The 13,757-nt window shown below is 65.2% G+C and carries 17 protein-coding genes and 1 pseudogene; 5 read left to right on the top strand and 13 right to left on the bottom strand.

Annotated features, from left to right (window positions below; all coding sequences use genetic code 11):
- Positions 1-97 precede the first annotated feature (97 nt).
- On the bottom strand, positions 98-721 hold the full coding sequence (fixJ, locus tag AUC69_RS08185; protein ID WP_069441722.1) for a response regulator FixJ: 624 nt from the start codon (positions 719-721) through the stop codon (positions 98-100).
- Positions 721-2,274, bottom strand: coding sequence for a PAS domain S-box protein (locus tag AUC69_RS08180; RefSeq protein ID WP_069441721.1), 1,554 nt, complete (start codon positions 2,272-2,274; stop codon positions 721-723). The genes fixJ and AUC69_RS08180 overlap by 1 nt, the downstream gene beginning before the upstream one ends.
- 126 nt (positions 2,275-2,400) lie before the next feature.
- On the opposite strand from AUC69_RS08180, the gene AUC69_RS17410 reads away from it, so the two are divergent.
- Positions 2,401-2,670 carry an ElaB/YgaM/YqjD family protein gene (locus tag AUC69_RS17410; RefSeq protein ID WP_069441720.1) on the top strand — a complete coding sequence of 90 codons (270 nt, stop codon included), beginning with the start codon at positions 2,401-2,403 and terminating at the stop codon, positions 2,668-2,670.
- A 19-nt stretch (positions 2,671-2,689) separates the two neighbouring features.
- Here AUC69_RS17410 and AUC69_RS08170 read toward each other — a convergent pair whose 3' ends face one another.
- The gene (locus AUC69_RS08170; protein ID WP_069441719.1) at positions 2,690-3,511 is read right to left on the bottom strand and encodes a universal stress protein; all 822 of its coding nucleotides are present in this window, start codon (positions 3,509-3,511) and stop codon (positions 2,690-2,692) included.
- A 38-nt stretch (positions 3,512-3,549) separates the two neighbouring features.
- Complete coding sequence (locus AUC69_RS08165; protein WP_141700672.1) at positions 3,550-3,873, bottom strand: c-type cytochrome; 324 nt, start codon at positions 3,871-3,873, stop codon at positions 3,550-3,552.
- A 213-nt stretch (positions 3,874-4,086) separates the two neighbouring features.
- On the opposite strand from AUC69_RS08165, the gene AUC69_RS08160 reads away from it, so the two are divergent.
- Entirely contained in the window at positions 4,087-4,467 is a 381-nt protein-coding gene (locus tag AUC69_RS08160) for an HPF/RaiA family ribosome-associated protein (protein ID WP_069441718.1), read from the top strand.
- Between the two features lie 3 nt (positions 4,468-4,470).
- On the opposite strand, the gene AUC69_RS08155 is transcribed toward AUC69_RS08160, so the two are convergent.
- The 8 genes and pseudogenes from AUC69_RS08155 to AUC69_RS18460 form a co-directional block, all read right to left on the bottom strand.
- Complete coding sequence (locus tag AUC69_RS08155; protein WP_069441717.1) at positions 4,471-6,009, bottom strand: CYTH and CHAD domain-containing protein; 1,539 nt, start codon at positions 6,007-6,009, stop codon at positions 4,471-4,473.
- Between the two features lie 182 nt (positions 6,010-6,191).
- On the bottom strand, positions 6,192-7,454 hold the full coding sequence (locus AUC69_RS08150) for a GGDEF domain-containing protein (protein WP_158008052.1): 1,263 nt from the start codon (positions 7,452-7,454) through the stop codon (positions 6,192-6,194).
- Between the two features lie 19 nt (positions 7,455-7,473).
- Positions 7,474-8,304, bottom strand: a complete 831-nt coding sequence (locus tag AUC69_RS08145) for a GGDEF domain-containing protein (protein WP_141700671.1) — start codon at positions 8,302-8,304, stop codon at positions 7,474-7,476.
- Positions 8,301-8,735, bottom strand: coding sequence for a hypothetical protein (locus AUC69_RS08140; protein ID WP_069441714.1), 435 nt, complete (start codon positions 8,733-8,735; stop codon positions 8,301-8,303). Before AUC69_RS08140 ends, AUC69_RS08145 begins: the two co-directional genes overlap by 4 nt.
- Positions 8,736-8,925: 190 nt before the next feature.
- Positions 8,926-9,141: a DUF6455 family protein gene (locus AUC69_RS08135; RefSeq protein WP_069441713.1), complete on the bottom strand. Its 216-nt coding sequence runs from the start codon at positions 9,139-9,141 to the stop codon at positions 8,926-8,928.
- Positions 9,142-9,289: 148 nt separating this feature from the next.
- Entirely contained in the window at positions 9,290-9,823 is a 534-nt protein-coding gene (ppa, locus tag AUC69_RS08130; RefSeq protein ID WP_069441712.1) for an inorganic diphosphatase, read from the bottom strand.
- Positions 9,824-9,839: 16 nt separating this feature from the next.
- Positions 9,840-10,971, bottom strand: a pseudogene (gene modC / locus AUC69_RS19875) (molybdenum ABC transporter ATP-binding protein).
- A 44-nt stretch (positions 10,972-11,015) separates the two neighbouring features.
- Positions 11,016-11,369 (bottom strand): globin domain-containing protein, encoded by a 354-nt coding sequence (locus tag AUC69_RS18460; protein ID WP_244500165.1) that lies wholly within the window; start codon positions 11,367-11,369, stop codon positions 11,016-11,018.
- Between AUC69_RS18460 and AUC69_RS08115 the strand changes: the two genes are divergently transcribed.
- The 3 genes from AUC69_RS08115 (at position 11,360) to AUC69_RS08105 (ending at position 13,384) form a co-directional block, all read left to right on the top strand.
- Complete coding sequence (locus AUC69_RS08115) at positions 11,360-12,631, top strand: cation:proton antiporter (protein WP_069441836.1); 1,272 nt, start codon at positions 11,360-11,362, stop codon at positions 12,629-12,631. The two genes, AUC69_RS18460 and AUC69_RS08115, sit on opposite strands and share 10 nt — an antisense overlap.
- 78 nt (positions 12,632-12,709) lie before the next feature.
- Entirely contained in the window at positions 12,710-12,991 is a 282-nt protein-coding gene (locus AUC69_RS16990) for a hypothetical protein (RefSeq protein ID WP_141700670.1), read from the top strand.
- Positions 12,992-13,015: 24 nt separating this feature from the next.
- Positions 13,016-13,384 carry a SpoIIAA family protein gene (locus AUC69_RS08105; protein ID WP_069441710.1) on the top strand — a complete coding sequence of 123 codons (369 nt, stop codon included), beginning with the start codon at positions 13,016-13,018 and terminating at the stop codon, positions 13,382-13,384.
- A gap of 39 nt (positions 13,385-13,423) precedes the next feature.
- On the opposite strand, the gene AUC69_RS08100 is transcribed toward AUC69_RS08105, so the two are convergent.
- Positions 13,424-13,708, bottom strand: a complete 285-nt coding sequence (locus tag AUC69_RS08100) for a hypothetical protein (RefSeq protein WP_069441709.1) — start codon at positions 13,706-13,708, stop codon at positions 13,424-13,426.
- Positions 13,709-13,757: the final 49 nt, after the last annotated feature.

Raw genomic sequence — 13,757 nt, 5'->3', positions numbered from 1 at the left:
GTCGTGCCCGCGTCTCAACCTTTCCTTGTGGGCAGAAACTATTCCGGGAGCCGGGGAACGCCTTGAGCTAGGTCAAATGACACTCGGGGTCCGGCGCCTACCGCGCGCGGTGCGAGCCGGGGACATGAGCGAGGATCGCCATGCGGATCAGTTCCGACAGGCTGTTGGCTTCCATCTTGGTCATGAGATTGGCGCGATAGACCTCGACCGTGCGCGGACTGATGCCGAGCCCGTTGGCGATGGCCTTGTTCGGATGGCCGGCCACCAGCCCTTCGAGCACCTGGCGCTCGCGCTCCGACAGGCTCGCGAGCCGCGCGTTGACGGCAGCGAGATCGCCGTCCACCTCGTCGCCCGTCTGCTCGAGGGCGGCTTTCACCGCGTTGAGGATGGCCTCCTCATCGAATGGCTTCTCGATGAAGTCGATGGCCCCTGCTTTCATCGCCTCGACGGCAAGAGGCACGTCGCCATGCCCGGTGATGACGATGGCGGGCAGGCTGGGCAGACGTTCCCGGATCCGCTGCAGGAGCTCGATCCCCGACATCTCCGGCATGCGCACGTCGGTGATCAGGCAACCGGTTTGCAGAGTGTCGATGCCATCGAGAAACGCCGTCGCCGAGTCATAAACGCGCACCGCGAGTCCCGCCGAGCCGAGCATGAAGGCCAGCGAGCGGCGCACCGCTTCGTCGTCGTCGACGATGTGAACGATCGGATTGGCGATCATCAAACCTCGCTCTCGTCCGTTGCCGGTTCCAAGGTGAAGCGGAACACGGTGCCGCCGCCCGGATTCGGCTCGGCCCAGAGACGTCCCCCATGCGCCTCGATGATACGCTTGGAGATGGACAGACCGACACCCATACCGGCGGGTTTGGTGGTGACAAAGGGCTGGAACAGGCGCGAGGCGATCACATCGGAGATGCCGCTGCCCGTGTCGGTCACGCTGACCTCGACCATGGCCCTGCCCTTCTCGTCCTTGCTCGGGTCGGTCGGAGCGGTCGACACCAGGAGCTCCTTGCGCTCGGCCTCTTCCATGGCCTCGATCGCGTTCCGCATGAGATTGAGCAAGACCTGCTGAATCTGCACCTTTTCCACCATGACCAGGCCGACCCTGTTGTCGCAATGGAATATGGTCTTAACCCCTTCCTCCTTGGCGCCGACGAGGCCGAGGGCGCTCGCCTCCTCCACCAGCTTGTTGACGTCCTCGGGGTGCCGCTCCGTCTCGCCGTGGGTCACGAACTCGCGGAGCTGGCGAATGATCTGACCGGCGCGCAGGGTCTGCTTGGTGGTCTCGGCCAGCGCGTCGCGCACCTTGGGCGCGTTCGGGTGGTCGATGGTTTCGAGCAGACGATTGCAGCCTTGCAGGTAATTGGAGATCGCCGAGAGGGGCTGGTTGATCTCATGAGCCAGGGTCGAGGCCATCTCGCCCATGGCGGTCAGCCGCGACAGCCGCGCGAGTTCCGTCTGAAGCTCCTGCAATTGGCGCTCCGTGCGCTGCCGCTCGGTCAAATCGCGAATGAAGCCGGTGAAGAACCGGCCGTCGCCCGAGCGCATCTCGCCCACCTCGAGCTTCATGGGAAAGGTCGAGCCGTCCTTGCGCTGGCCCGTGACCACGCGGTCGATGCCGATGATGCGCTTCTCGCCGGTCGCCAGATAGCGGGCGATATAATGGTCATGCTCCTCACGAAAGGGCGTCGGCATCAAGACCGAGACGTTCTTGCCGCCGACTTCCGCCTCGCTGTGGCCAAACAGGCGCTCCGCCGCGGCCGAGAAAGAGCGGATCATGCCGGTCTCGTCGATCACCACGGTGGCGTCGGGAACGGAGTCGAGGATCGACCGGAGATGCGCCTCGCGCGAGCGCAGGTCCCGGGCATGCCGGCGGCTGCGAATCCGCGTGCGGCGGAGCAACTCGCCGAACCAGGAGATGCAGGCACCGACGGCGGCGAAAACCACCGCGTCCAAGCCGGCGGCGGCGAGCAGCACTCCGTTGCCCAGCAGGAGCATGCCGAAAATCACACTGAGCGCCGTCGCCAGCAGTCCGGGTCCGATGCCGCCGAGGCCCGACGCGATCAACACCGCGGGAATGAAAATCAGGAAGGACGCCCGGCCGTGGAGCAAAGGATGCAAGCCCCAGGCGAGCGACAGGAGCAGGACGGTGACCCCGACCGCGGCGACGTAATGGGCGAGCGAGGTGGCCGGGTCGAGCAAGGTTCTCCGCAAGCGCTCGATGCCGCTCTCCTTTGCCCCCTCTTCGGGACCGTTGGCCACAGGACCGTGCATGGCGAAATGGAACCTCCGGCGGCGATGAGCCGCATCGTCCCTCAGCATCGCATTCTTGTTAGCTCTATAGTGCTAGTTCTAACGTTGCGGCAATGCAGGCGTAGTGTCGCCCAACAGGAGGAAAACATGGCCCAAAAGGATGCCGATATGCCGGACCACCTGGCATTGAGCGAGGATCTTCAACAGATCACTAAGCATCTTTCCAATCTCCGTAAGGAGATCGATAGCCTAGTGCACTCGATCGGCCGCACCGGTAGCCACCAAGCCGACAATCTGAAGGCCCAAGCCGACGAGGCACAGAGCGCGGTCGAGGACGCCGTCCGGGAGAGCCCCTTCGCCTCCCTCGGCATCGCGCTCGGAATCGGGTTTCTGCTCGGCATCCTGCTGCGGCGCTAGACGCTTTCGGGGGCGCCGCTCAGTGCGCCATGAGCACGGGCACGTCCGTATTGCGCAGGACGGAGAGCGTCGCGCCGCCGAACACCCACTCGCGCCAGCGCCAGTGGCCATAGCAGCCCATGACCAGGAGAACGCCGCTGCCGGCCGCAGCCAGCAGCGCTTCGCCGACCTCGCGTGAACCAAGGTCGACCGACGCAGTCTCGACCGGGAAACCGGCCTTGGCGAGATACTCGGCCATGGCCTGTACGGTCGCATCCTCGTCGTCCTCGGCGACGCTCAGCAGCTTGACCCGCTTGGCCGTGGCGAGAAAGGGCATGGCCGCGGCAACGGCACGCACGGCCTCGACGGCGTCCTTCCATGCGATCACCACCGTGTCGCTCAGGGGGCCGCCCGCTTCGTCGGGCACGATGAGAACGGGACGGCCCGAGTGGAACATGGCGGCGTCGCGCGCCGCCCCCCAAAGCTCATCCTCCTTGGCGGCGATGCTCGGTAGCACGGTCAGATCGGCGACCTTGGCGCGTGCGGCGACGGCGGGACCGGCAAGACCTTCCACGGTGAGGAGATCGGCCTCCACCTCCGGGTGTGCGCCCAGCAGCTCCTCGAACCAGTCGGTCGCGCGGCTCTCCTCTTCGTCGACTTGCTTCCGGGCGACGTCCACCAGTTCCTCGAAATAGACCGGACTGAGCTCCGTCGAGTATGGCAGGCGCTGCACCGGCGGCGGACAAGGATGCAGCACTTGCAGCTCGGCGCCGAAGCGTTGGGCGAGCGCGAAGGCGGTGTCGGCGCAGGCGGCGGTGGCGCCGGTATGGTCAATGGGCAGCAAGATCCTGACGAGCTTCACCGACGCTCCATGGCTTCAACGCAATCCTAGTTCTCGGGCTAATCCCGGCCTTTGAGGTCGAGGATGTAGGCGATGACGTTCAGCATGTCCTGCTTGGGGACGATGATATTGGGCATGGTGGGGTGTGTGGTCTCCATCCACACGCGCAGCGCGGTGCCGGTCACGCCGGGCCGGTCGGAGACCTCCCGGAATCGCGTCGCCTCTGGCATCGGCGAGGGCTCGGCGGAAATACCGTGGCAGCCAGAGCAGACCTGCTTGGCGTATTCGTATCCCGCTTGCGGGTCGCCAGGATGCTCGGCGGCCGCAAGGCTTGGCAGGCAGAGCGTGGCGATGATCACCGTGCCCATGAAAACAGGCCGCATGAGGCGCCTCCTTTTCTTGCAAAAGTTGGCTCGGGGGGCGTCCGACGCCGGGAACCAATAGGGCCCAGGGTGGGAGGCCGAGCCTTGACGCGGGTCAAATAAGGCGAAGGTCAGGCCCCGTTGACCCACCTCAAAGAAGCTGTCGCCATTTCTCCTCATTCTGTCGCACAATGGTGCCCAGACCGTTTTGGCCGGGAAAGAAAGAGGCGCTCGATGCAAATCCCTTTGGACGTCAAGTTCCGCAACATGGACCCCTCACCCGCCGTGGAGGCTCGCATCCGCGAGAAAGCGGAGAAGCTCGAACGCTTCCACGACCGTATCATCGGCTGCACCGTCGTGGTCGAGGCGCCGCATCGGCACCATCACAAGGGCAAGCTGTACAGCGTACATATCGATATCAGCGTACCGGGTAAGGACCTGGTCGTCGACCGCGCTAAGCCGGCAAACCACTCCCACGAAGACGTCTATGTCGCCGTCCGCGACGCCTTCAACGCGGCGGTGCGGCGTCTTGAGGACCACACCCAGCGGATGCGCGGCGACGTGAAAACCCACAATGGCACGCAACGCGGCGGAGCCGCGCCTCTCGCCGAGTAGGCCTCAAGCCTTCCAGAAGGCTTTGACCTTGGCGAAGCGGTCGAACGCCGCCTTGGCCGCTTTGAGTTGCTTCGACTCTTCGGCGGCGTCGTCGCCGTGCGGGTGCATGAAGGCGAAGCCTTCCCCCGCCTCGGGCTGAGTGCGCCGGATGGCGATGTCGTTGAGCACGCCGAGCGCGTCCTGGAGGTCCTCCAACGCCGCGAGGGATTTCTCACGGCGTCTGTCGCTCTTCTTGCCGGGAAAGGTCTTGGTGAAGAACTCGGTCGCGTAGCGCAAACGCTTGGCGCGAATCCGAACCTTATGCCGCTCGGGCGGACTCGCCTCGCGCAAGCCGCGCCCCTTCTTCTTGATCGTGCGGCGCAGCTTCGACAGCTGCTTCGCGGCATAGGCGGTCACGGCGCCATCCACGGGCGCCGCCTGGCGCGGCGTGCCATGGGCCGCCCATGCGCCGATCTCGATCCACGCCGCAAGGTCGAGCAGCAATTTGCGGAAGCGGTGGGAACCGACTGCGCCGGTGGCGCGGTCATAGGCGGCGGTGTGGTGCTGAATGAAATCGCGATGCGCCGCGGCAATTTCCGGATCGTCCGGACTGGCGGCGCGCAGCGGCTCGAGCACGTCGGCGGCGAACACGTCGAGATCGCGCGCCGGACCGAGCTCCTGGGTGATCCAGCGCAACTCGCCCTCGATATATTCGCGATCCTCGTCGGCCACCACGCCGGCGAAAAGCCAAAGGCCGGCGCGCAAGCGGCGGAGACCGATCCGCATCTGATGCAGAGCTTCCGGGCGTCCAGCGCGGACGGCAGGCGTATTGGCCACGATCTGACGCAGGCAGTTGCGGGCTATGGCGCGGAAGCCATCGGCACAGGTCATCCCGGGTCCGATGTCGACGTCGCTCGATTTCTCCACGGAAAAGTCGCCGCCATCGATCAGCTCAAACCCGCGCTCCGCCTTGGTCTTTATGGCGAGGTAGAGCGGCACGGTCTCGGCGAGTTCGCGGGCGAGCTGGAACAGCTCCCGCTTGTCGCCCGCCTTCAATTCGAGCTCCAGCTCCGAAATCGGCGTGGCGTCGACGCCGGCGGTGACCTCGCCTTGATCGATGGCAAGCTCGATCTCGGTGGCATCGCGGCGCACCCAGTAGGTCTGACGCCGGAACCGCGTGTGGAAGCGCGGCGCCAGCCTCGCGCGGACGTCCGCCGTAAGCAGCGGCGCCAGCGCCGTCCCTTCCGCCGCTTCGAGGACCGGCTGGTGACTGGGAATCGGCTGCTCCCATTCGTCGCGCTCGAGGAACTCGGCCTCGCCGCGGGCCGTCTTGATGGTCTGGACGTAGCCGTCGCCGGTCGCGCGAACGCGCAGGAACACGCCCGCCTTGCGCAGGACATCGTCGCCGGTGTCGTAATAGACGGAGATCAGCTCGCGCGTGACCGGCGCGGCCTGGCTCGCCTGGATGATCGGGTGGGACAGGATGCAGGGTGCATCGGCAGGTGCGAACTCGAGCTTGAGTTCGATCTCCTTGGCCTCATGCTCCGAATGTCCCGCTGTCACTCTTCCGACTCCCGCTTACGAACGCCACGCGCGCGGCCGGAGGCCCGCGCGCGTCATGGTGGTGCACGGGACAAACCAACATCTTACTGTCACAATCAACCCCGCCGTTCCGCACAGGCCGCGCGAGCGGTTCTCCTGCAACGTATGAGGAGCTGCCGCCGGCTGCGGCAAAGCGTTCCGGATCAGTCGATCCGAACCGTCTGCCGCTTGGTGATCGGCGGGGTCGGGCGCAGCCGCGACGGCGAGGTGCGGATGGTGGAGCCGGCGGGAAGCACGCGCTGATCGTCGGATTCGAGCAGCGCCACCTGGTTGCGGCCCGCGCGTGGGCGACATAGAGCGCGGGCATCGGCGCGGCCTGAACAGCCGCTCAGATCGGTATCGACCTCCACGTCGGAGGCAACGCCCACGCTGACCGTCGCTCCGATGGCCAGCCCGTTAACGAAGGCCGCCGACCGGGCGAAGGCCCGCCGCAGGGCCTCCGCCGCCACCACGGCCGCGGTGGCATCGACTCCCGGCAGGATGGCGGCGAACTCCTCGCCACCGAGGCGTCCGACAATCCCCTTGTCGTCGAGGGTCTTGACCAGGGTCCTGGCAAACAGTTTGAGCACCTCGTCGCCGAACTCGTGGCCATAGGAGTCGTTGGTATCCTTGAAGTGATCGAGGTCGAGGATCAGCACCGACACAGGCGTGCCGCCGCCGAGGATGCGGCGCTGGCCGATGACGTCGGCGGCCTCGAACAAGGCGCGGCGGTTCGGCAATCCCGTCAGGCTATCGGTGAGCGCATCGGTGCGTTGCTCTTGTTCCTGCCGCTCCTTGGCCATGGCCAGCACGATGAACGCCAACGCGGTCCGCAGCAGCAGCGTCACCAGGAGCACGGCCGGGAACCAACCGCTGAGGAACACTTGCCCGATCTCGACGATGGGCCTGGCGACGATCAGTGGCAGCCAGGACAAGAAGCTCAGGCCGGTGATGACGAGGAGCACCGCCGCGGGCCAGCGCGATGGCAGATGCTCGCCATTGGCATAGATCAGCTCCGCGGCCGCGGCGAAGTTGTAGGCCGCCAGCAGCGTGCAAACCAGCATCAGCCGCCCATTGAAAGTCTCGACGAGCCCCGAATTGACCACGAGGAGAAACAGGAGCGGACCGGCGACGACATATACAAGACTGGACTCTCGGCCGGCGAACTCCCGGCATGCGTTGCACTTGATGCCATCCGACAGGATCATTGCGGCCTGGCCGAAGGCGAGGACGCTCAGGAGGCCCGCCAGCGAAGAGACGCTGGCAACGACAATGCCGACGCTCAGGACAAGCATCGACAGGCCCCAAACGCCCACGAAGGACGAACCGCCGTAGCGTGCCCAATTGAACGTGAGCACGAGACCAAGGACCAGGGTGACGGTGATCCCCACGACCGACATGGTCATCATATCGAGGTGAACAGGCACGGTCCCTCCCCCTCCTGCGTCAAGCATTGGCCGCGACGTTGGTGTCGCGACCTGCTCGATGGCTGCGTGGCTTGCGGCGCGGCGCCGTTCGGACCGCAGCCGTGGCGGGGACAAGCGTCACGCCGTCGGTGCCAGCGAACTCGACGCGATTGCGGCCCGTACGCTTTGCGGCATAGAGCGCGGCGTCGGCTTGGCGAAACAGCGCGCCGATATCGCTGCTATCGCAGGCGCAAGAATTGGACGCGACGCCCGCGCTGACCGTGGCACCGATGGTCATGCCGTTGATCACGGCGGCCGATCCGGCGAAGGCCGCACGAATGGCTTCAGCCGTCTTGGTGGCGGTAGACGATCCCTCGCCCGGCAGCACGGCGGCAAACTCCTCGCCGCCCATGCGGGCAATGATGCTGCTACCGTTCAGATGCGCGCCGGCCGTGGCCGCGAACAGCTTGAGCACCCGGTCGCCCGTCTCGTGACCGAAGGTATCGTTGACGTCCTTGAAATGATCGAGATCGAAGAACAACACGGAGATTGGCGTCGCTTGAAGAATGTGACTGCGCTCCAGGGCGTCGAGCTTGTCGTAGAGCGCGCGCCGGTTCGGCAGACCGGTCAACGTGTCGGTCAAGGCGTAGACGCGCTGCTCCATCTCTTGACGCTGCTTCGCCATGGCGAGCACGACGAAGGCCAAGGTGATCCGCACGATCACCATGACGAGCGTGACGGATGAGAACCAACCGGATAGGTAGGCCTCGCTCGGCCTTTCGAAGGGCACCCGGGTCGAAAGCGGGATGACCAACAGAACGGCGATGGCCGTGGCGACCAAGGCCGCCACCGCGGGCCAGTGGGAAATCAACCTCTTGCCCTTGGCCCGGGCAAGCTCGAACGCTGCGCCCAGGTTGGCCAGCGCGTCAGCAGGCTGAAGAAGATAAATTGGGAGAGAAGTCCGGCCAGCAGTCCGGAATAGGCCGGAACGACAAACATGAGCGGGCCGGCCAGCGCCCAAGCGGCTGGGGTGGGATGATCTACAAAGTCACGCGCCGCGATCCATTTCAGGCTGTCGGAAAACAGCATGACCCCGAGGCCTGCCGTGATGATCGCTGGCGTGTTTGTCAACGCACCGGAGGCGCAGACCACCACGCCCGCCGCCTGCATGAGCATAATCAGGCCCCACCAGCCGACGAGCTGGGCGCTGCGCTGTTTGAGCCACGTGAAGAGGAGCACGAGGCCTAGAACCGCCGTCACAGTGACGTCGACGGTCGACATCGTCATCATGTCGAGTTGCATAGGCGCTCGCTGGCGGGATTGAGCCTCGCCGCGAACTAGCCCCGGTGCCCTCACAACAGGCTTTATCGGCCCGCTAAACTTTCTCGATAACTTTAGCGAACGGACGGCCTCATCGCCCGGGCCCTGCGTCGTCGCCAAGCCGGAACCATGCGGTGCAACAGAGGCTTACCGTCCAGGCCGCGCGATCCGGTCAGCAGTCGCCGCTTTTGACCGCCCGAAAAAAATTCGCATTCGGGCAGAATGCCTGCGGCTGTTGGCCCTGGCTGTGCTCGGCGAGCCATTCGCGGCAAAAATGCCGGCAGGTGCAGCCATGGCACGCCACCCTGGCGCGGACGTAGGATCCGCCGCCATCCACGTCGACGGCCGCCAGGACCTCGACGCCAACGGCTTCCATCATATTGTCCATTGGGACTTGCCGATGAAAGTCGGCGAGCTCCGGCCGAGGATCGTGCTTTTGACTGTTCATGGTCTCCTCCCCATTTCGGGCGCCACAGCGCCCGATTTCATGGGTAGCGCGAGGGGTGCGCCAGAGCTTTGACGCAAATCAATGGGGCTTAGTCGTCGGTTTTGGCCCGCTCGATGCCGGCGCGAATGAGATCGCCGGCCTCGGCATGCTCGGCCCAGCGCACCACCTTGACCCATTTGCCCTTTTCCAGATCCTTGTAGTGCTCGAAGAAGTGGCCGATCTGCTCGACCAGGATCTCGGGCAGGTCGCGGTAGCTGGTCACGCGCTTGTAAAAGGGGTGAAGCTCATCGATCGGCACGGCGATGATCTTCTCGTCGATGCCCTTCTCGTCCTCCATGAGGAGTGCGCCGATGGGCCGCGCGCGGATGACCACGCCGGACGCCACCGGGGTCGGCGCGATGACCATGCAGTCCACGGGATCGCCGTCCTCCGACAGGGTGTGCGGGATGAAGCCGTAATTCGCCGGATAGAACATCGAGGTGTGCAGGAAGCGATCGACGAACAGGGCGCCGGACTTCTTGTCGATCTCATATTTCACCGGAGACCCGCCTTGCGGGATCTCGATGATGACATTGACCTCGTGGGGCGGATTATCGCCAACGGGGATCGCGAGAAGATTCATATGAACAGCACTCCATCTAGGGTTCGATCAGCGCCACCGCGCGCTCATCGAGGGCAACCGTCTTGATTAAGGCATATACCCGATCGCCGGGCCCAAGCCCAAGCTCGTCGATTGCCTTGCGGGTCGCAAGGGCGAATAGGGCGCCGTGGCCATCCAGGGTGATGGACACGCCCGCGAACGGGCCGTCGTCGATCTCGATGCCGGCGATCGTACCGGCCAAAGCGTTGCGGATGCTGAGATCGCGGGTCTGAGATCCTGGCCAGGGTCCCGCAACAGGGTGATGTCGGTCGACTTGATGACCACGCGCAGATCCGCCCCCTCGGTCCCGGTGCGGCCGACCAGCCAAATTTTGCCGGCGGGGTGGGAAATCTCGGTCAGGCCATAGTCCGAATCGACGGCGGTCAGCGTCCCCGTCACCACGGAGGACCGGGCGAAGCGGCTAATGCCCGCCCCCTTCAGCGCCGGCCCGAGCGCATCCTCGACGGTCCCCGAGGCGGCCACGCGTCCATGATCGAGGACCACCACATGGGCGGCGAGCCGGGCGACCTCGTCCACGGCGTGGGAGACGTAGACGATGGAAATGCCGAAAGCATCGCGCAGCGACTCGATGAGCGGCAGGATCTCCAGCTTGCGCTCGGTATCGAGCGACGCCAGCGGCTCATCCATGAGAAGGAGCTCGGGCGAGGTGAGCAGGGCCCGACCGATGGCGACACGCTGCTTCTCGCCGCCGGACAGACGCGCCGGCCGCCGGTCGAGGAGATGGGCGATGCCGAGCGTCTCGACCACCGGATCGAAGGCTACCCGGCGGGCGCCCTTCGCCAGGAACCAGCGGCCGAAGACGAGATTCTGGCGCACGGTCAGATGAGGAAACAGGCGGGCATCCTGAAACACGAGGCCGACCCGGCGACGGTGCGGTGGCACGAAGATGCCGGTTACGTATCCACCAGCGTGCGGCCGCCAAGCACGATCCTGCCGCGGTCCGGCCGGGCAAGCCCGGCGATCAGGTTGATGGTCATGGACTTGCCGGCGCCGGACCGCCCGAACAAAGCGGTGATGCCGGCCTCGTTCTCGAAAGCGACATCGAGATCGAAGGCGCCGAGCGCGAGCGCCACATCGACGCTGATCCTGGCTGGGGCCGTGGCGTTCATGAGCTTCGCTTAGCCGCTTCCCCGCCGACCGTCCAGGCGGCAGCCTAGCGCAGAACCTGCCTCCCATGCTGGCTATCGTGGGGGTTGCCAGGATCGTTGCGCATCCAGTCGGCGAGCTTGGCGAAGGCGGCATACAGCTCCTCGCGCAACGCCTCATCGGCGACCACCTCCTCCAGCGCCCCGCTCATGCAGAGCAGCCAGGCGTCGCGCTCGGGCTCGCCGATGCGCATAAAGGAGATCGAGGCGGCTTCGGCGGCCTCAGGGCCAGTCCGCGCCCCTGCGGCATCTTGGGCCCTCGCCGTGGCGCCCCGGATGGCGGCTTCCCGCGAGATGCGGTGACGCTGTACCCTGGCGCCGATTTTCGCGATTCTTTCCGGTGAGGCTCGACTTGCTTTCAATCTTCGACATCGTCGCGGGGCTTCTCACCCTCACCGCCTTTTTCGCCTGGGCGAACCATCGCTTCTTGCGGCTGCCGAACAATGTCGGCCTGCTGGTCATGGGCATGGCCGCCTCGCTCGTGCTGGTCGGTCTCGAGGTCCTTATTCCCAGCGTCTCCCTGTTCGCCGACCTCGAGGACTTCATCAAGAAGATCAATTTTTCGGAGACGCTGCTCGACGGCATGCTGGCATTCCTGCTGTTCGCCGGCGCCTTGCAGATCGACATCTCGCTCTTGCGCGACAGGGCGTGGACGGTGGGCGCCATGGCCACGCTCGGCGTCGTCATCTCCACCATCGTCGTGGCGGTCTTGTTCTGGGGTGCCGGTCAGCTTTTCGGCCTGCCCATCGGCTTTGCCTGGGCGCTGGTGTTCGGCGCGCTGATCAGCCCAACCGATCCCATCGCCGTGCTCGCCGTGCTGAAGCAGGCGCGCGTCGCCAAGACGCTGGAAATGGATATGGCCGGCGAGTCTCTATTCAACGATGGCGTCGGCGTCGTGCTGTTCACGATCCTGCTGGCGGCGGCCATGAGCAGCTCGGGCGATGCGGGCATCGACTTCGCGCATATCGCGCGGCTGTTCTTCGTCGAGGCCCTAGGCGGCGCGCTGCTCGGCGCGGTGACCGGCTATCTCGCTTATCTCGCCATGCGCAGCATCGACGACTACCCGATCGAGGTTCTCATCTCGCTCGGTCTGGTCACCGGCACCTATGCCGTGGCGGAGATGTTGCATGTAAGCGGCCCCATCGCGGTGGTGGTGACCGGCGTGATTACCGGCAACCGCGGCGCGGCGCACGCCATGAGCGAAACGACGCGGCGCTATCTGTTCGATTTCTGGAGCCTGATCGACGAACTCCTGAACTCCGTCCTGTTCCTCCTGATCGGCTTGGAGGTTCTGGTCATCAGTTTCGACATCTCTCTCATTCCGCTGGCCGTCGCGGCGATCCCCGTCGTGTTCCTGGCAAGGCTGATCTCGGTCGCCGTGCCCATGGCGTTCGTCAGCCTCAAGCAACGCCTCGTGAAGGGCACGATCCCCATCCTCACCTGGGGCGGCGTGCGCGGCGGCATCTCGGTCGCACTGGCACTGTCCATTCCGTATGTCGCCGAACGGCCGCAAATCCTCGCTGCCACTTATGCCGTCGTACTCTTCACCCTCATCGTGCAAGGGCTTACGCTGCCGGAAGTCGTACGGCGTTTTGCCAATCCAGCCCGGGTCAAAGCGGACTAACCGCCGTCACGGGACTGTTCAGGGCATGGGCGGTTCGGCTAGAACGGGACCAGGTTGTTGAACCCAAGAGGAATCCTCATGCGATCGACGATGTTTGCGTTCTTGCTCGCTTTCCTGGCCATGACATTCGGCGGCACGCCGGCCGATGCGGAAGAGGTGCGCTGCCAGGCTATCCGCGACTCGGCCATGTGCGTGTCCGAGCCGAACTGCTGGTACGATGCCGCCAACAACAAGGGATGCCTGCCGGGCCCGGCCCGACGAAGACGCGTGCGGCGTGCATGGCGGCGAGTCCACCTGCAATACCAGCTCACTTGGCTGCGCCTGGAATGCAGCCGACGAGAAGTGCGTGACCAAGGCTGAATAGCCGGTCCGCGGGAGAGGCCCATGATCGAGCTACTCAAAGGTTTTCCCGACAATGTCGTCGCGATTGCCTGCCACGGCGAAGTGACCAGGCAGGACTACGACACGGTGCTGATCCCCGCCGTGGAGAAGGCGCTGAAAGCCCACGACAAGGTGCGGCTGCTCTATGAGATCGGGCCCGACTTCGCCAGCTACGACGCCGGCGCCGCTTGGGAGGACTTCAAGGTCGGCATGGAGCATTTCTCCCGCTGGGAGCGGGTCGCCGTCATTACCGATATCGAGTGGATCACGCTCGCCATGCGCCTGTTCAGCGTGTTCCTGCCGGGCGCCATGCGCGTCTATCCGACGGCGGACGCTGCGAAGGCGCGGCTGTGGATCACGCAGGCCGCCTAAGCCGCCGCCCACCCCCTCACGGACCCGCCCGGACGCGGGCTAGCGGCGGTGACAGACCAGGGCGCTCGCCTCACAAGCTTCCAGAATGCAGTTGTACCTGGTCGGGCCGACCGTCACGCCCGCCGGATCTCCCATGTGGACAGCGATCTGATCCGCCAACCGCTTCGCCGCCCGTCTTTGTGACACCCACTGGTTCCTGGCGTTGGCCGAGCCCGTGACGACGAAGCAATCCTCGTTGCTGCCGTTGGCGTAGACAGAGTCAGACATGGTCGAGAAAGCAAGCGTCGCGCACAGCGCCAACGCAACAACCCATAGCTTTTTCATTGCGCGCTCCCTGTTGGTCCAATGCCGCGTAACCTAGCGAAGGTGCGAT

This window comes from Methyloceanibacter superfactus (genome assembly GCF_001723305.1).
In the GTDB taxonomy this organism is placed as follows: domain Bacteria; phylum Pseudomonadota; class Alphaproteobacteria; order Rhizobiales; family Methyloligellaceae; genus Methyloceanibacter; species Methyloceanibacter superfactus.
Note: the sequence above shows the minus strand (reverse complement) of the source record. Positions and strands in the feature narration are given on the sequence as shown.